At 69.5% G+C, this 17,049-nt stretch carries 16 protein-coding genes and 1 pseudogene; 16 read left to right on the plus strand and 1 reads right to left on the minus strand.

Going from position 1 to position 17,049, the window contains the following annotated elements; genetic code table 11:
- The first annotated feature begins 41 nt into the window (after positions 1–41).
- The 3 genes from AC0Z36_RS19770 to AC0Z36_RS19780 all read left to right on the plus strand — a co-directional run bounded on the left by AC0Z36_RS19770 (position 42) and on the right by AC0Z36_RS19780 (position 3,280).
- Positions 42–530 carry a PH domain-containing protein gene (locus AC0Z36_RS19770; protein ID WP_485464282.1) on the plus strand — a complete coding sequence of 163 codons (489 nt, stop codon included), beginning with the start codon at positions 42–44 and terminating at the stop codon, positions 528–530.
- 2 nt (positions 531–532) lie between these two features.
- Positions 533–1,870, plus strand: coding sequence for a PH domain-containing protein (locus tag AC0Z36_RS19775; RefSeq protein ID WP_485464283.1), 1,338 nt, complete (start codon positions 533–535; stop codon positions 1,868–1,870).
- Between the two features lie 144 nt (positions 1,871–2,014).
- On the plus strand, positions 2,015–3,280 hold the full coding sequence (locus AC0Z36_RS19780) for a CaiB/BaiF CoA transferase family protein (protein ID WP_485464284.1): 1,266 nt from the start codon (positions 2,015–2,017) through the stop codon (positions 3,278–3,280).
- A 140-nt stretch (positions 3,281–3,420) separates the two neighbouring features.
- On the opposite strand, the gene AC0Z36_RS19785 is transcribed toward AC0Z36_RS19780, so the two are convergent.
- Entirely contained in the window at positions 3,421–4,452 is a 1,032-nt protein-coding gene (locus tag AC0Z36_RS19785) for an SAM-dependent methyltransferase (protein ID WP_485464285.1), read from the minus strand.
- A 309-nt stretch (positions 4,453–4,761) separates the two neighbouring features.
- On the opposite strand from AC0Z36_RS19785, the gene AC0Z36_RS19790 reads away from it, so the two are divergent.
- The 13 genes and pseudogenes from AC0Z36_RS19790 to AC0Z36_RS19850 all read left to right on the plus strand — a co-directional run bounded on the left by AC0Z36_RS19790 (position 4,762) and on the right by AC0Z36_RS19850 (position 16,989).
- Positions 4,762–5,982, plus strand: a complete 1,221-nt coding sequence (locus tag AC0Z36_RS19790) for a sensor histidine kinase (RefSeq protein WP_485464286.1) — start codon at positions 4,762–4,764, stop codon at positions 5,980–5,982.
- 64 nt (positions 5,983–6,046) lie between these two features.
- Complete coding sequence (locus AC0Z36_RS19795) at positions 6,047–6,742, plus strand: response regulator (protein WP_485464287.1); 696 nt, start codon at positions 6,047–6,049, stop codon at positions 6,740–6,742.
- A 128-nt stretch (positions 6,743–6,870) separates the two neighbouring features.
- Positions 6,871–7,323 (plus strand): 2,4'-dihydroxyacetophenone dioxygenase family protein, encoded by a 453-nt coding sequence (locus AC0Z36_RS19800; RefSeq protein ID WP_485464288.1) that lies wholly within the window; start codon positions 6,871–6,873, stop codon positions 7,321–7,323.
- Positions 7,323–8,594, plus strand: a complete 1,272-nt coding sequence (locus AC0Z36_RS19805) for a cytochrome P450 (protein WP_485464289.1) — start codon at positions 7,323–7,325, stop codon at positions 8,592–8,594. Before AC0Z36_RS19800 ends, AC0Z36_RS19805 begins: the two co-directional genes overlap by 1 nt.
- Positions 8,595–8,691: 97 nt before the next feature.
- Positions 8,692–9,126 carry a hypothetical protein gene (locus AC0Z36_RS19810; protein ID WP_485464290.1) on the plus strand — a complete coding sequence of 145 codons (435 nt, stop codon included), beginning with the start codon at positions 8,692–8,694 and terminating at the stop codon, positions 9,124–9,126.
- A 201-nt stretch (positions 9,127–9,327) separates the two neighbouring features.
- Positions 9,328–10,257 (plus strand): Rossmann-like and DUF2520 domain-containing protein, encoded by a 930-nt coding sequence (locus AC0Z36_RS19815; RefSeq protein ID WP_485464291.1) that lies wholly within the window; start codon positions 9,328–9,330, stop codon positions 10,255–10,257.
- Positions 10,254–11,108 carry a pantoate--beta-alanine ligase gene (gene panC / locus AC0Z36_RS19820; protein WP_485464292.1) on the plus strand — a complete coding sequence of 285 codons (855 nt, stop codon included), beginning with the start codon at positions 10,254–10,256 and terminating at the stop codon, positions 11,106–11,108. Before AC0Z36_RS19815 ends, panC begins: the two co-directional genes overlap by 4 nt.
- 3 nt (positions 11,109–11,111) lie before the next feature.
- Positions 11,112–11,504: pseudogene (gene panD / locus AC0Z36_RS19825) on the plus strand (aspartate 1-decarboxylase); the annotation flags it as partial.
- Positions 11,505–11,656: 152 nt separating this feature from the next.
- Positions 11,657–13,414 (plus strand): L-aspartate oxidase, encoded by a 1,758-nt coding sequence (locus AC0Z36_RS19830; RefSeq protein WP_485464293.1) that lies wholly within the window; start codon positions 11,657–11,659, stop codon positions 13,412–13,414.
- Positions 13,415–13,416: 2 nt separating this feature from the next.
- A complete protein-coding gene (gene nadC, locus AC0Z36_RS19835) occupies positions 13,417–14,325 on the plus strand; it encodes a carboxylating nicotinate-nucleotide diphosphorylase (protein ID WP_485464294.1) in 909 nt (302 codons plus the stop codon).
- A 63-nt stretch (positions 14,326–14,388) separates the two neighbouring features.
- Entirely contained in the window at positions 14,389–15,174 is a 786-nt protein-coding gene (locus tag AC0Z36_RS19840) for a type III pantothenate kinase (protein WP_485464314.1), read from the plus strand.
- Positions 15,175–15,467: 293 nt separating this feature from the next.
- Complete coding sequence (locus tag AC0Z36_RS19845) at positions 15,468–16,250, plus strand: hypothetical protein (RefSeq protein WP_485464295.1); 783 nt, start codon at positions 15,468–15,470, stop codon at positions 16,248–16,250.
- A gap of 4 nt (positions 16,251–16,254) precedes the next feature.
- Positions 16,255–16,989: a hypothetical protein gene (locus AC0Z36_RS19850; RefSeq protein ID WP_485464296.1), complete on the plus strand. Its 735-nt coding sequence runs from the start codon at positions 16,255–16,257 to the stop codon at positions 16,987–16,989.
- The last annotated feature ends 60 nt before the right edge of the window (positions 16,990–17,049 follow it).

Consider the following 17,049-nt stretch of genomic DNA (forward strand, 5'->3'; position numbering starts at 1 on the left):
CCTCTCGCCCTGGGATGTCGGTTGTCCCTAGGCTGAACTACATGGATCAAGCACTGGCGCCGCCCGAAGCCGACTGGCACCCGGTCTCCGAACAGCTGTACAAGATGCGCCGCGTACTGCTCCTGGTGACGCTGCTTCCGCTGGCGGTGGTCGGTGGCGGGCTGCTCGGCTGGCTGGTGGTCTGGTGGGCCGCTGCGCTGTTCGCGGTCGCGGCGCTGGCGCTGCTCGTCTGGAGCTGGTTCGCGGTGCTGCGCAACCAGCGGTCCTGGAAGTACGCGGAGCGGGTCGACGATCTGCTGATCGCGCACGGAATCGTGTTCCGTCGCCTGGTTGTGGTCCCGTACGGCCGGATGCAGTTCGTGGATGTCGAGGCCGGTCCGCTGGAGCGGAAGTTCGGCATCGCCACGGTCAAACTGCACACGGCATCGGCGGCTACCGACGCGGTGATCCGCGGACTGTCGCCGGAAGAAGCCGCCAGGGTCCGGGACCGGCTCGCCGAGCTGGGCGAAGTCCGGTCGGCGGGACTGTGACCGTGACACCCGAACAGTTCGAGACGACAGTGCAGGTGAAGCCGGTTGCCGCACCGCGCCGGCTGCATCCGCTCACTCCGCTGGCCCGTGGCTGGACCGCCATGGTGGTCGTCGTCGCGGCGTTCGGCCAGCACGCAGTCCGGGGCGACAACTTCCAGTGGGGCGTGTACGCGGCCGGTGCGGCCTTCGCCGTGTTCGCGCTGGTGGGCTGGCTGTCCTGGGGGTTCACCACGTACCGGATCGAAGGGTCCGACCTGCGGATCGACTCCGGGGTCCTGTTCCGCCGTGTCCGGCACGTCCACCTGGACCGGTTGCAGGCCGTGGACATCGTCCGGCCGCTGGTCGCCCGGCTCCTGGGTCTCGCCGAGTTGCAGCTCCAGGTGGCCGGCGGCGCCCGCGGGGCCGAGGCCAAGCTCTCCTTCCTGAAGGAGAGTGAAGCGCAGGCGCTGCGCGCCGAACTCCTCGCCCGCGCGGCCGGCGTCACCCCGGACGCGGGGGAGGCGCCCGAGCGCATCCTGCTCGTCGTCCCGATGTCGGCACTGGTCGGGTCGATGCTGTTGTCCGTACCGACGTGGTTCTTCCTGCTGCCCTGCACCGGACTCATGGTCTTCGCGCTGGTGTGGGGCAACCCGGCCTTCCTGGTGGGCTTCGTGCCGCTGTTCTTCGGCGCGTGGCAGTTCACCGCCGGCCGGGTGCTGACCAACTTCGACTTCACCGTGGCCGAATCGCCGGACGGTCTGCGACTGCACCACGGCCTGCTCGAACAACGGCACCAGACGGTGCCGCCGGGCCGGGTCCAGGCGGTGCGGATCGTCGAGCCGTGGCTGTGGCGGCTGCGCGGCTGGGTCAAGGTGGAGATCAACATCGCCGGGTACGGCCCGATGCACGGGGACCAGTCCAAGGAGACGATCCTGCTGCCGGTTGCCCCGCGCGAGGTGGCGTTGGGGCTGCTCGGACGCATCCTGCCCGGCCTGGACGTCGACGCGGTTCCACTGGTGAAGGCCCCGCGTCGGGCCCGCTGGCGACGGCCCATCACCTGGCGCGGGCTGGCCTGCGGCTATGACGGTGAGGTCTTCGTGGCGAAGCGGGGGGTGTTCCGGCGGGAGACCGATGTGATCCTGCACGCCAAAGTGCAGAGCGTACGGAGGACTCAAGGGCCCTGGTCGCGCCGGCTGGGCCTGGCGACCGTACATCTTGATTCGACTCCGGGGCCGGTGCAGGTCACGGCGGCGCTGCAGGACGCCGACGCTGCCACGGCGATCGTGTACGACCAGGCCGAGCGCTCCAGGATCGGCCGTTCGGGCGAGGGCCCGGCGAACTGGATGGCCAACGGCGGCTGAGCGGGTGCGGGCCGGGTGCGGGCCGGGTGCGGGCTGAGTGCGGGCTGAGTGCGCCGCACCACACCCGCCCGCTCCTGACTCGCGCGGACCTGCGGGCTAATATCTGACGAGTCGTCAGTTAGTTGGTAGCCGAAGGAGCACTCCATGGGACAGGTCGCGAACGCCGGAGCCGGAGTCGGAACCGGAGCGCCACTCGAAGGCGTACGGATCATCGAGTGCTCGATGCTCGGCCCCGCCGCCATCACCACGTCCCTGGTGGACCTGGGCGCGGAGGTCATCAAGGTCGAGACGCCCAAGGGCGACTACATCCGCGAGATGACCTGGCCCATCGTCGAGGGCGTCTCGCTGATGCACCTCCACCTCAACCGCGGCAAGAAGTCGCTGGTCCTGGACCTGCGCAGCGCAGAAGGAATCGCCACCTTCAAGGAGCTCGCCACGGACGCGGACGTGGTCATCGAGGCCATGCGGCCCGGCCAACTCGCGAAGCTCGGCATCGGCTACGAGGACCTCAAGCAGGTCAACCCGAAGATCGTGTTCTGCACGATCTCCGGTTACGGGGCCACCGGCCCGTACCGCGACATGCCCTCGCACGGCGTCGCCTACGACACCTGGGGCGGTGTGGTGAAGCCCGCCTTCACCGACGAGGGCCACCCGTACACCCCCGAGCACGCCTCGATCGGCATCCACGCCGGGCCGATGTTCGGTGCGCTCGGCGTGCTCGCGGCGATCATCCGGGCCCGGGCCACCGGTGTCGGCGGGGCGATCGACATCGCCCAGTCCGACGCGGCGGCGTCGATGGACTGGCTGCGCAGTGAGACGTACAAGGCGTACGAGCGTCCCGAGTCGGAAGTGACCGGCAACAAGTCGGACAACTACGTGCGCAGGCTGCCCGGCACCGCCGGGATGACCGAAGGCGTCCGCTACCAGATGTACGCCACAGCGGACGGCTTTGTGCTGTTCATGGCCTCCGAGCAGTCCCTGTGGAAGAACTTCTGCGTCGGGACGGGCCGCGAGGACCTGTTTGAGCGCTGGCCCGGATCGCGGGTCGCGGACCACGCGGTGGGCAACCACGAGATGCGCGACGAACTGCGGAAGATCTTCCTGACGAAGACCTCCGTCGAATGGCTGGAGTTCGGCGTCACCGACAACGTCCCGCTGGCCCCGGTCAACGACCCCAAGACCATCCTGGACGACCCGCAGTTCCAGCACCGGTTGCCGTGGATCCCCAAGGAGCGCCTGGGCACCGACCAGCTGCCGTCGCCGATCAAGTTCGTCGGCGAGACGCTGCCCGTGCCGGAGAAGGCCCCGACGGTCGGTCAGCACAGCGAGGAAGTCCTCCGTACGGTCCTCGGCTATGACGACGTGAAGATCGCCGGGCTGCGCGGCAAGGGCGTGCTCGGCGACAGTTGACGGCCAGGGGTTCCGGCCCGTCGGGCGTGCTCGGAATGCGGTGGTCCGATCTTCGGTCACCGTGTTCCGGGCAGGCCCGGCGCGGGCGCCCGGCACAGGCCGCAGCCAACTCAGTGCGCCGCACGAGCGGCTCACCCCGCCTACCGCCGCAGCACCCCCGGCACCTCCATCCGCACCCCCTGTGCCAGCCACAGGAAGTCGCCCAGCCCGCCCCGCGCGGTCAGTTCCCCCGCCTCCCCGGCGTCGCGGAGCTTCGCCAGATAGCCGCGCGGGTCGGTGCGGGCCAGTTCATACGGCGGGCGGGTGCCCTCCACGCCGAGCGCGTGCAGCGCCTCCCGCTGGGTCAGCAGCACGGTGCCCGTCGCCCCCGCCGCCGCACCGGCGGCGGCCACCGCGTCGAAGGCCACGTGGCAGGTCACATCGCAGGTCCCGTCGGGGACCGGGTCAACCTGCCGGCCGCGTCGGTATCCGGCCAGCGTGCCGTACGGCGGCCGGTGGTCGAGCAGATGCCCGTAGTCCACCGCGACGGCCAGGCCGCGGCCGAGCCGGCCCACCGCGGTGGCCCAGGCCGCATCCCTGGTTGTGCCGATCTCGGCCCGCGTGCCGGGCTCCCGCAGCGGCCACCAGCGCTCCAGCCAGCGCGCGTCGTCGGGGAAGACGGGGCCACCGGGGGCCTGCCGGCCGCTGCGCACGTCCACCAGGACGTACCTGGGCCGCCCGGACGTGTCCAGCTCCGCGATCTCACACGGCACGTTGTCCAACCATTCGTTTGCCACCAGGAGCGCGTCGACGCCGTCGGGCACCGACGTACTCCAGCCGATCGACGGCGGCAGCCCGCCGGGGCGGTCGGCCAGGTCCACGCCGTGCAGGACGAGGGCGGAGTCGATCCGTCGCAGCGCGACGAGCAACTCGCCGCGTCCGGCTCCGACGTCGACGACCGTGCGCAGTCCCGCGGTGGCGGCCAGGTCGGCCAGGGCCCGGGCGAACAGCGGCGAAGCGTGTACGGACGTCCGGAAGTGCCCGGCGGGACCCTCAGGGGAGCGGTAGAACCCGGTCGGGAGCTCGGCCGCGGCCGGTTCCGGCGTCGGTTGAGGGGACGCCGGCCGAGCGTTTTCATACGGCCCGTAGAGGGCTCGGCGGGTGGCCTCCCGCCATGGCAGCCAGCGTTCCATGGTGTCCCCGACGGTACCGGGTCGACCGGGCTGCGGGGCGGGCTGTCCGGCACTCGGGGAGGTATCCGGGGAGGTATCCGGGAAGTATCGGGGGAGTATCCGCCCGGGGGGCCTCGGCCGCCCTGACCGCAGACCGGGTACCCGTCCGGGGACCTCCGCCTCCCTGCCGACAGGCCGCGGGAGTGCCCGCCCGCAGGTCCTCCGCCTCCCCTGACAGTAGTCACAGGTCGGGGTATGCGACCGGAGGATGATGTCCGGTTACCCGCGTCGGCGGACGTCGCGGGCGGTTCACCTGCCTAACCTCGAAGCGTGCAACGTTTCTATGCCTGGTTCCGGAACCATCCCACCCACGTCGACGGGGCATGGGCCCTACTAGTGCTCGGTCTGGGCGCGCTTACCCTGGTGAGCGGGTACGACATGGAGTCCCGCGGCCGGCTGGCCTGCGAGGCACTGGTGTTCTTGGGGATGTGCGGTGCGCTGACGCTGCGCCGGAGGTTCCCAGTCCCGGTCCTGTTCGGCGTGATCCTGATCGGCGTCTGCCAGCTGGTCACGGACACGGAGCCGGGCCTCCCCGCTGTCATCATGCCGGTCATCGTCTACAACTCGGCGGCGTACACCCCACGCTGGGCGTCGATGACGGCCCTGACCGCCGGAATCCTGGCACCGGCCCTGGCGGAGTGGACCTGGCCGTCGGCCGAAGGGGAGCTCTCCGCCACCAAGTCGGTCTTCTTCACCTTCCTGTTGATGGGCCCCTTTGTGATCGCCTGGGTGTTCGGCGACTCGATGCGGACCCGGCGGGCCTACTTCCAACAGCTTGAGGAGAAAGCCGTGCGCCTTGAGCGGGAGCGGGACGCCCAGGCACAGATCGCCGCGGCCGGGGAGCGCGCGCGGATCGCCCGTGAGCTGCACGACGTGGTCGCGCACAACGTCTCGGCGATGGTCGTCCAGGCCGACGGGGCGGCGTACGCCATGGAGAGCAACCCGGAGATGGCCCGCAAGGCGCTGGAGACCATTTCGAACACCGGCCGTGAGGCCCTGGCCGAGATGCGCCGGCTGCTCGGTGTGCTGCGGGCGGAGAACGAGACCAGCCAGTACGTGCCGCAGCCGGGCGTCGACCAGCTGACCGACCTGCTGGAGCGGGCCCGCGAGTCCGGGCTGCCGGTGGAGCTGCGGGTGGACGGTGTCCCGGTGGAGCTGGAGAAGGGCCTGGCCCTGGCCGTCTACCGGCTGGTCCAGGAAGCGCTGACCAACACCCGCAAGCACGGCGGTCCGGACGTCCAGGCGCAGGTGGTCATGGGCTACGGCGACGACGGGCTGGTCCTGCTCGTGTCCGACGACGGGCGTGGCGCGGCGGCGCCCAGCGACGGCATGGGGCACGGCATGGTCGGTATGCGGGAGCGCGTCTCGATGGTCGGCGGCACCCTGCACAGTGGGCCGCAGGTCGGCGGCGGCTGGGTGCTGCGGGCCGTCCTGCCCTATACGAACAGCGGAGTGCCGCGGTCCACGAACGGCCTGTCACCGGCCGCATAAAGTGCCTGGCGGGGGCAGTACAAGCTCAGCACCAACCATGAACAACAGTGATTCAAGGAGTTCGATGACGATCCGGGTCATGCTGGTCGACGATCAGGAACTGCTGCGCACCGGCTTCACCATGGTGCTGCAGGCGCAGTCGGACATGGAGGTCGTGGCCGAGGCCGCCAACGGTGAGGAGGCGCTGGAGAAGCTCCGGGCCACCGCCGTGGACGTGGTGTTGATGGACGTGCGGATGCCGAAGATGGACGGCGTCGAGGCCTGTCGCCGGATCTGCGCCGAGGACGGGCCGAACGCCCTGCAGATCCCTGCGGGCCGGGAGCGGCCCAAGGTGCTCATGCTGACGACGTTCGACCTGGACGAGTACGCGTTCGCCGCGCTCAAGGCGGGGGCCAGCGGCTTCCTGCTCAAGGACGTGCCGCCGCCCGAGCTGCTGTCCGGCATCCGGGCGGTGGCCAGCGGCGACGCGGTGGTCGCGCCGAGCACCACCCGGCGGCTGCTCGACCGGTTCACTCCGGTCCTGCCGACGGACAACGAGCCGCGCCCGGACATCGTGAAGGCCCTGACCGAGCGCGAGCTGGAAGTCATGCTCCTGGTCTCGCAGGGACTGTCCAACGCGGAGATCGCCGGCCGGCTGTTCCTGTCCGAGGCGACGGTCAAGACCCACGTCGGCCGGATCCTCATGAAGCTCGGCCTGCGCGACCGGGTCCAGGCGGTCGTGCTGGCGTACGAGACCGGACTGGTCAAAGCCCGCAGCTGAATAGGCGAGCGCAAAAGCGTGTGGCCAAACAGGCAGGCACAGGGGGCTGACACCTGAACCCTTCCGAGGCATTCTTTGACACTGTCAATAGAATTCCTGCTCCGCAGGACGCCCGGGAGGCAAGCGCCATGGACTACACCGCACCCCCGTCGATCCACATCGGTGCCGACGACCTGCCCTTCGTCGAGATCGGCGGCGGCAACAAACTCAAGGTCCTGTGCGTGAAGGAGGCCGAGGGCCTGTGGATCGTGGAGAACATCTTCCAGCCCGGCTTCGAGGTCCAGACCCACCGGCACACCGGCCCGGTCTTCGCCTACACGACCTCCGGCGCGTGGAAGTACAAGGAGTACGACGAGGTCAGCCGCGCCGGTTCGTTCCTCTACGAACCGGCCGGCTCCGTCCACACCCTCACCTGCGTCGAGCCGGACACCCGCGTGTGGTTCCAGATGTACGGGGCCAACCTCAACCTGGACGCCGACGGGAACGTCACCTCGGTCACCGACGGCACCTCCTCGCTGCGCGCGTACTACGCGCTGTGCGAGAAGGCGGGCTACGACCGTCCGAACGTGCTGGTCGCCTGATGGCTCAGGTTGATATCCACTCGCCGGACGTCTACGCCGAGGGCCCGCCGCACGAACTGTTCGCCGAACTGCGACGCACCCGCCCGGTCTTCTGGCAGTCGCTGCCTGCCGGCGCCGGACAAAAAGCGGGCGGCGGCTACTGGGCGGTCCTCAAGCACGCCGACGTTGAACACGTGTCGAAAAACCCGAAGCTGTTCTCCGCCGAGCGCGGCGGGATCGTCCTGGAGGACCTCGACGAGCCGCGCCTCCAGGCACTGCGCGGCACCCTCCTGTCGATGGACCCGCCGAAGCACCGGGCCTACCGCAAACCCCTGGTCAAGTCCTTCGCGGCCAAGGTCGTCGGCGGCATGGAGGACCGCGTACGGCAGATCTGCCGGGAGATCTTCGCCAAGGTCGACGGGGACGTCGAGTTCGTCCACGACGTGACCTCCAGCCTCCCCACCCAGGTCATCGGCGAACTGATGGGCCTGCCGCCGGAGGACTGGGCCTACGTCCACTCCCTGGCGGAGCGCAACACCTCAGGCAACAGTGAGGGTGGCGCCGCGTCGATCGAAATGGCGAAGTACGCCATCGGCTTCGCCGCCCGACGCCGTACGGAGGAACCCCGCGATGACCTGACGACGCTGATCCTGGAGTCTGCCTTCGGCGGAACGCCTCGTGATGGATACAGCGGCGGAACGCCTCGTGATGGATACACCGGCGGAACGCCCCGTGATGGATACACCGGCGGAAAACCGATGGACGACCTGGGCTTCGGCAACTTCTTCGTCCAACTGGTCACGGCCGGCAACGACACCACCAAAACGATGCTGTCCGCAGGCCTGCACGCGCTGCTCACCCACCCGGCGCAGCTTGCTCAGGTCCGTACGGACTTCTCCCGCGTCCCCGACGCGGTCGAGGAGATCCTGCGCTGGGCAAACCCGCTGCACTACTTCCGGCGCACCGCCACCCAGGACGTCGAACTGCGCGGAGTGACCATCCGCGAAGGCGACAAGGTGGCGATGGTCTACACGTCCGCCAACCGCGACGAGGAGGTCTTCACCGACCCGCAGCGCTTCGACGTCACCCGTCGTCCGAACCCGCACCTGTCCTTCGGTTTCGCCGAGCATTTCTGTCTCGGGGTGCACATCGCCCGACTTGAGGGCAGGGTTTTCTTCGAAGAGCTGTTGGCGACGTATCCCGGGATCGAGCAGACCGGACCGGTGCGCCGGCTGCGCTCGAACCTCAACAACGCCCTCACGGAGCTGCCGGTACGGCTGACCAGGCAATAGCCGGGCCCCTAAGTAGGAGGAATGCTTCCCGGCCCGGTGGGGGACACGCGCTCTGTCCGCTGAACAGGCTCGATTCCGCTAGTTCGGGAGGCATTCCATGCGCAAGGTGCTGTTCGGCATCCTGACGCGCACAGCGTTCGTCCTGGTCGCGGTCGGTGGGCTGGCACTCGTCGGCGGGTTCGGCCACAGCAGCGGCCCGGCCGCACCCCGGCCCGGATCCAGCGCCACAGCTCCGGCGGACGGCACCCTGCAGCAGGTGTCCAGCGGCGGTTCCTACCGCCTGCGCGCCGAACGCGGACCGCACACCGTGGCCATCGCCAAGGTCGTCACCGGCACGATGCTACTCACCGGCCTGGTTCTCACCGCGCTCGGTGCCTTCAACGACCGGGGGGACAACCGGAGCCGCCGGGCCGAGCGCCGGGCCAGGCGCGCCGCCGGCCGACGGCGCGGCAACGCGGGCATCGCCTGCGTCGCTGGAATCCACCCGTACCTGCCACTCCCCCTCCCGTCGCCCCGACTAGGAGGTCGCTGACGATCCAGGCCGGGCTCGTGACGCTCGGCACGGCCCCTCGCTGTGTTGGCCGTGCGAGGAACCGCCCCGCACACCGCTCGCTGATCCGGCCTAGGTCGTCAGTGACCTCCTACCACCCAGGATTCGGCCCCACGCTGCGGTGAGTACGCTAAGCGGGCCCATTGACGTCCGGTACCCACCGAGGACTGGAACGGAAGGCCCGTGAGAAACCCACAGAACCCGTCGCGTGCGCAGGTCACCGACCCGGCGGACCGCCCCGCGCGGCTCGCCGTCGGCGTTGTCGGCACCGGTCGCGTCGGCCCCCCGCTGGCTGCCGCGCTGAACCTGGCAGGACACCGTACGGTCGCCGCCTCAGGTGTATCGGAAGCGTCCCGCCGCCGGGCCGCCGAGCTGCTGCCCGGCGTCCCCCTGGTCACGCCGCAGGAGGTCATCGCAGCCTCCGACCTGACCCTGCTCACCGTCCCCGACGACGCACTGCCCGAACTGGTGGCCGGACTGGCGGCCACCGGCGCGATCAAGCCGGGCCAGCTCCTGGTGCACTGTTCCGGACGGTTCGGTGTGGCGGTCCTCGAACCCGCCACCAGGGCCGGAGCCCTCCCGCTCGCCCTGCACCCGGCCATGACCTTCACCGGCACGCGGATCGACGTGGAACGCCTCGTCGGCTGTTCCTTCGGCGTCACCGCGCCGACTGTGCTGCGGCCCGTCGGCGAAGCCCTCGTCGTGGAGATGGGCGGCGAACCGGAGTGGATCGAGGAGGAGGCCCGGCCGCTCTACCACGCAGCGCTGGCCTCGGGCTCGAACCACCTGGTCACCCTGGTCGCCCAGGCGATGGACCTGCTGCGCGCGGCCGGTGTGCGCGAACCGGCCAGGATGCTCGGGCCACTGCTCAGCGCCTCCCTGGACAACGCTCTGCGCTCCGGCGACGCCGCGCTGACCGGCCCGGTCGCCCGTGGTGACGCGGGAACCGTCGCCGCCCACGTCGACGAGCTGCGCCGGATCTCCCCGCAGGCCCAGCACGCGTACATCGCCATGGCCCGGCTGACCGCCGACCGGGCGCTGAACTCGGGGATGCTCAAGGCTGAAGCGGCCGAGGCCCTGCTTGTCGTGCTCGCTGAAGGGGGTCGGCTGTGACCGAGCTCGTCCATACAAAGAACGATCTCGTACGGAATGACAAGCGCGGAGCGCGCGCTGTCGTCATGACGATGGGCGCCCTGCACGAAGGTCACGCCACCCTCGTCCGTACGGCCCGCGACCATGTCGGACCCGACGGCACGGTTGTCGTCACCGTCTTCGTCAACCCCCTCCAGTTCGGGGCGAACGAAGACCTCGACCACTACCCGCGCACCCTCGACGCGGACCTGATGGTGTGTGAGAAGGCGGGCGCGGACGTCGTGTTCGCTCCTGCCCTCGACGAGGTCTACCCGGGCGGCGAGCCCCAGGTCCGCATCACCGCGGGCCCGATGGGCGAATTGCTGGAAGGTTCCTCCCGGCCGGGCCACTTCGACGGCATGCTCACCGTCGTCGGGAAACTCCTCCACCTCACCGCCCCGGACGTCGCCCTCTTCGGCCAGAAGGACGCTCAGCAGCTCGCGTTGATCCGGCGGATGGTCAAGGACCTGAACTTCCCCGTCGGGATCGTCGGCGTGCCCACCGTCCGCGAAGCCGACGGGCTGGCGATGTCCAGCCGCAACCGCTTCCTGTCGGCCGCGGAGCGCGGCACGGCACTGTTCCTCTCCGAGGCGCTGCGCGCGGGAGCGGATGAACACGACGCGGTCGCAGTCCGCTCCGCCGCCGAGCGGATCATTGAGCGCGGCACCGCCGCCACACCACCGCTGAGCATCGACTACGTCGCGCTCGTCAACCCGGCCGACTTCCGCGAAGTCCCCGCGGACTACACGGGTGAAGCGGTCCTCGCCGTCGCAGCCCGCGTCGGTGCCACCCGGCTCATCGACAACATCCCGCTCACCGTCACGGGGGTTTGACACATGCTCCGCACCATGTTCAAGTCGAAGATCCACCGCGCCACCGTCACCCAGGCCGACCTGCACTACGTCGGTTCCGTGACGATCGATCAGGACCTGCTCGACGCCGCCGACATCCTCGCCGGCGAACTGGTCCACATCGTCGACATCGACAACGGCGCACGCCTGGAGACCTACACGATCGCCGGGCCGCGCGGCACCGGGATCATCGGTATCAACGGGGCCGCCGCGCGGCTCGTGCACACCGGCGACCTCGTGATCATCATCGCGTACGCGCAGGTCACCGATGCCGAAGCGCGCAGCATGAAGCCCCACGTCGTCTTCGTCGACGCCGCCAACCGCATCACCGGCACCGGTGACGACCCGGCCGAGGCGCTCCCCGGCGGTCCCGAGTCGGACCGGGGCACCGTACGGGGCGACATCCCGGCCACGCCCGTCCCGAGCACGCCCGTCCCGAGCACGCCCGTCCCGAGCACGCCCGTCCCGAGCACGCCCGTCCCGAGCACGCCCGTCCCGAGCACGCCCGTCCCGAGCACACACTGCCCCGCATGAGCGGAACCCGGCTCCTGGCCCCCGCCCCCGGGTGGACCACGTACGCGGACACGATCGTCGTGGGCTCCGGCGTGGCCGGGCTGACCTGCGCCCTGCGCGCCAGGCAGGCCGGCAGTGTCCTCCTGGTCACCAAGGACGTACTGAGCGCCGGGTCCACCCGCTGGGCCCAAGGCGGCATCGCCGCAGCGCTGGGGGAAGGCGACACCGCCGAAGAGCACTTGCAGGACACCCTCGTGGCAGGCGCAGGACTGTGCGACGAGGAGGCAGTGCGGGTTCTGGTCACCGAAGGCCCCGACGCCGTACGGCGGCTCATCGCCGTCGGCGCGGAGTTCGACCGCGGCCCCGACGGCGAAGTGCTGCTCACCCGCGAAGGCGGACACCTGCGCAACCGCATCGCGCACGCCGGCGGTGACGCTACCGGGGCGGAGATATCACGGGCCCTGGTCGAAGCCGTCCGCAAAGCCAGTCCGGAGGCTGTTGCCGCGAGGGCGGGTGCCGGACAGGGCGGAGCGCAGCGGAGCCATGGCCGCCGCTCCACCCGCCCCCGAGCGGCAGAACACAGCATCGAGGTCATCGAACACGCCCTGGTCCTCGACCTGTTGAAAGACACCGAGGGCCGGACGGCCGGGGTGACCCTGCACGTCATGGGCGCCGGCGCGCGGGACGGCGTCGGCGCGGTCCTCGGCCGGGCCGTCGTGCTCGCGGCCGGGGGCATGGGCCAGGTCTACTCCTCCACCACCAACCCTGGCGTCTCCACCGGCGACGGGGTCGCCCTCGCGCTGCGGGCCGGAGCGGCGGTCACCGACCTGGAGTTCGTCCAGTTCCACCCCACCGTCCTGTGGCTCGGCGCAGGTGCCGAAGGCCAGCAGCCGCTGGTCTCCGAAGCCGTCCGCGGCGAGGGCGCGCACCTCGTAGACGTAGCGGGCGTACGGTTCATGACGGGTGTTCACCCGCTGGGAGAACTGGCCCCGCGCGACATCGTGGCCAAGGGCATCATGCGCCGGATGGCCGAGACCGGCGCCGAGCACATGTACCTCGACGCCCGGCACTTCGGCACCCGCATGTGGGCGAACCGGTTTCCCACGATCCTGGCCGCGTGCCGCGCGCACGACATCGACCCGGTGCACGAGCGCATCCCCGTCTCCCCGGCGGCGCACTACGCGTCGGGAGGCGTCCGTACGGACCTGGACGGCCGCACCTCCGTGCCCGGCCTGTACGCCTGCGGTGAGGTCGCCTGCACCGGCGTCCACGGGGCGAACCGCCTCGCCTCCAACTCGCTGCTTGAAGGTCTGGTCTTCGCCGAACGCATCGGAGCCGATCTCGTACGGGTCCTCTCGTCCGAAGCACCGCAGCGGACGGTGCCGCTCCAGCCGCCCGGTGAGCCTGTGCTGCTCGACCCGTCGGTCCGCACGCCGCTACAGCGCACAATGAGCCGGGGTGCCGGTGTCCTGCGCAGTGCGCGCAGCCTGGCCGAAACCAGGGATACCCTCGCTGAGCTGGCCGGACACACAGCGTCCACGGCGCACACCTCCGCGTGGGAGACCACCAACCTGCACGCGGTGGCCACCGCGCTGACGGTTGCCGCCGCGGCCCGCGAGGAGACCCGCGGCTGTCACTGGCGCGAGGACTTCCCCGACCTCGACGACAAGACCTGGCGCGGCCACCTGGTGACCCGCATCGCCGACGGCCGTACGGACTCCGTCTACGAACCCCACGAACTCCATAAGCCGCACGAAGCCATGAAGAAGGAGTAGGCATGACCACCGCTGCCGACCTGCACACCGACATCAGCGACGACCTCGGCCGGGGTCTGCTCCTGTCCGGGCTCAACCCGCGCCTGGTGATCCTCACCGCCCGCGCCGCACTGGCCGAGGACCTGGGTGGCGGCCACGACGTCACGTCGAACGCCACCATCCACCCGGACGCCACGGCCGTCGCGGACTTCACCACCCGCGCCGCGGGCACCGTCGCCGGGCTGCTTGTCGCCCGTACGGTGCTCGAAGTCGTCGGCGGCGAGTCAGTCCGCGTCGAGCAGCACGTGCAGGACGGTGACCAGGTCAAGGCCGGTCAGGTGCTCTTCACCGCACACGGCCGCACGCGTGACCTGCTGACCGCCGAGCGGGTCGCACTCAACCTCCTGAGCCACTTCTCCGGCGTCGCCACCCTGACCCGCGCCTGGGTCGACGCGGTCGCCGGGACCGACGCGAAGATCCGTGACACCCGCAAGACCACGCCGGGCCTGCGGGCGCTGGAGAAGTACTCCGTGCGCTGCGGCGGCGGCGTCAACCACCGGATGTCCCTTTCGGACGCGGCGCTGGTCAAGGACAACCACATCGTGGCCGCGGGCGGGGTCGTCGAGGCGTTCAACGCCGTACGGGAGACCTACCCGGACATCGACATCGAGGTCGAGGTCGACCACATCGAGCAGTTGGAGCCCGCCCTGACGGCCGGTGCGGAGCTGGTCCTGCTCGACAACATGTCGCCGGAACAGCTGGCCGAAGCAGTACGGATCACCACCGGCCGGGCGAAGCTCGAAGCCAGTGGCGGCCTGACTCTGGAGAACGCCCGTGCGGTGGCGGAAACCGGCGTGGACTACCTTGCCGTCGGGGCCCTCACCCACTCCGCACCGGTCCTCGACATCGGCGTGGACCTGCGCCTCTCCTGAGCGCGACTGTCCGTCCCTTACGCCTCTGCTGTCCCCAACCAACACTTTCAAGGAAGCGTGAAGATGCTCCTCACCATCGATGTCGGTAACACCCACACCGTCCTCGGTCTGTTCGATGGTGAGGAAATCGTCGAGCACTGGCGCATTTCGACCGACCCGCGCCGCACCGCGGACGAGCTCGCGGTGGTCCTGCACGGACTGCTCGGCCAGCACCCGCTCATCGGCGCCGGGGGTGTGGACGGCATCGCCGTGTGTTCCACCGTGCCGTCGGTGCTGCACGAGATGCGCGACATGTTCCGCCGCTACTACGGGGACATCACCGTGGTCGTGGTCGAGCCCGGGGTGAAGACGGGCGTGCCGGTGCTGATGGACAACCCGAAGGAAGTCGGCACCGACCGCATCATCAACGCGCTGGCCGCCATCAAGCTGTACGGCGGCCCGTGCGTGATCGTCGACTTCGGTACGGCGACGACGTTCGACGCGGTGAGCGCCAAGGGCGAGTACGTGGGCGGGGCGATCGCCCCCGGCATCGAGATCTCGGTGGACGCCCTCGGCGCGGCCGGAGCTCAGCTGCGGAAGATCGAACTGATGCGTCCCCGCAGCGTCATCGGCAAGTCCACCGTCGAGGCGATGCAGTCGGGAATCCTGTACGGCTTCGCCGGGCAGGTGGACGGTGTTGTCACGCGGATGGCGGCCGAGCTGTCGGAGAAGCCCGACGATGTGACGGTTATCGCTACCGGCGGACTGGCCACGCTAGTGCTCGGCGAGGCTTCGGTCATCGACGTGCACGAGCCGTGGCTGACGCTGATCGGGCTGCGGATGGTTTACGAGCGGAACACGTCCGTCTGAAAAGTGTCTTTTGGGCACGCGAAGTGATCGAACTGACATTTGGATCCGGAAATTCGTGATCGTTCGGTGATCGCCAACTCCTGCGTTGAGGGTTCTCATATCTTCAAGAACCCGTGGGGGTTTCGTGGCGTTCACGCGCCTTTCGCGCCGTGGCGCGGGTGTCCCCGTTGCTGCGGCATCGCTGATGCTCGCCGGCGTTTCCTTCAGTGCTCCGGCTGTGGCCGCGGACCGGGTCGACGGGGCACTCGAAAAGAACACGAAGTATGTTCCGGAGAGCCCGGTGAAGCTTGGCCTTGGCCTTGGCCTTGGCCCTAGGCATCGGCATCGGCATTGCGGCTACAACATTCGCGTATGAAGCTCTGCCGTTTGACGTCAAGAAGCTGGAAGACCTCCGTGCGCGCGGCAGCTACAAGCCCAACACTGGCAGTGAACTGAAGTTCGTGAAGAAGCCGTCGATGCTTCGGTCGGCCGACCTGACTCCGTACGACAACTACAGGCCGACGCTGAACCGCACCACGCTGAACGCGGACTTTGCTGTGACGAACCCGATGGTCTCCAAGTACACCGGAGATGCAGAAGGGCACCTGGGGGTGACCGTCACGGTGACCAACCTCGGGCCCGGCCCGATCTACGGTGGCAACGTCAACACGAACAGCGGTTGGCTTCGGGTCGACCTCCCGTCGGGACTCAAGGTGCAGCGGGGCAGTTCGTGTCAATTGGCGGACAAGAATGTTGAGTACCCCGGTATCGGCAAGGGAGACGGCGTCTTCAACATCTGCTTCCCCGCTACCGGAGTTGTCGGCAAGGAAGATCAGGTCTTCTTCTACGTCGATGCAGTCAATGTGCCCGCAGACGCCAAGGCGAAGCTGACTGTGTTCGGTGGGGAGTTCGACAAGAACGCCTCCAATGACACGATCACCTTCGTTCTGAAGCCGACGCCGGAAACCGGCGGTTCGACAGGCGGCACCAAGCCCGGTCAGACCGGCGAGCACCGCACTCGCGCCCGCCGTTGCCCTGGCCGACGCGCGGAAATGGTGATAATCCGGCCAAAACGGAGATCGCGTCCTTTACGGTGAGACCATGCCGACACCGCACAGGGACCGCGGAATGGCGTTCAGCGCGCCGGAAGTGCGCGTGCTGCGCCAAGCGCTCCGCCTTGCCCTGCGCGGGGGAGCGCACGAAGGCGACATCGAGCCGGTCGAGCTCTGGCAGCTCGGCCGGGTGATCGGCGAAGTCGAAGCGGAACGCGTCCGGATGCGCGCTTTCGTCCGTACCGAACTCGACCGTTACCGCGCGGCCCTGCCGGGCGCGGCGAAGTCCTATCTCAGCTGTCTGACGACGGCCGTCGACGAAGACGGCCTCATCCCCGACGCGGACGACCTGGCCGCCCTGCGGCAGATCGCCGATCTGCGCTGTGGCGCGGCCGAACGCGAACGCCGTACGGACGTCCTCGCGCATTGCGCCCGCATCGCCGACGAAGAACTGCAACGACGCCTCGAAGACCGGGCCGGGCAGGACACCGGGGCCGTGTTGCGGGTGGAACAGCTCCCGCCGGTGGCTTTTGAGCCGTCGGCTCCCGCAGTCGCCGGAGAGGAAGAAGTCCTCGGCGAGCTGGAACTGCCGGACTGGCTGGACGAGCCGGCCGAGTCGCCGGACGGCCCGGACGGCCCGGACGACGAAGACGCCGACGGCTTTTCCACCGACCCGTTCCCCACCTCCGCCGCACTGTTCTGCCCCGTCCGAATCCTGGGTGAACTACCGGGAACAGGGGCGTTCTACAGCCGCATGGACGTCCCGTTGGCGTTCACCGCCTGAGGCCGCGATGCTGCTGCCGCCTATTCCAGTGGGACTGCGTACAAACGGCTGGGTAACCTT

Source organism: Kitasatospora sp. UYEF31 (genome assembly GCF_057291755.1).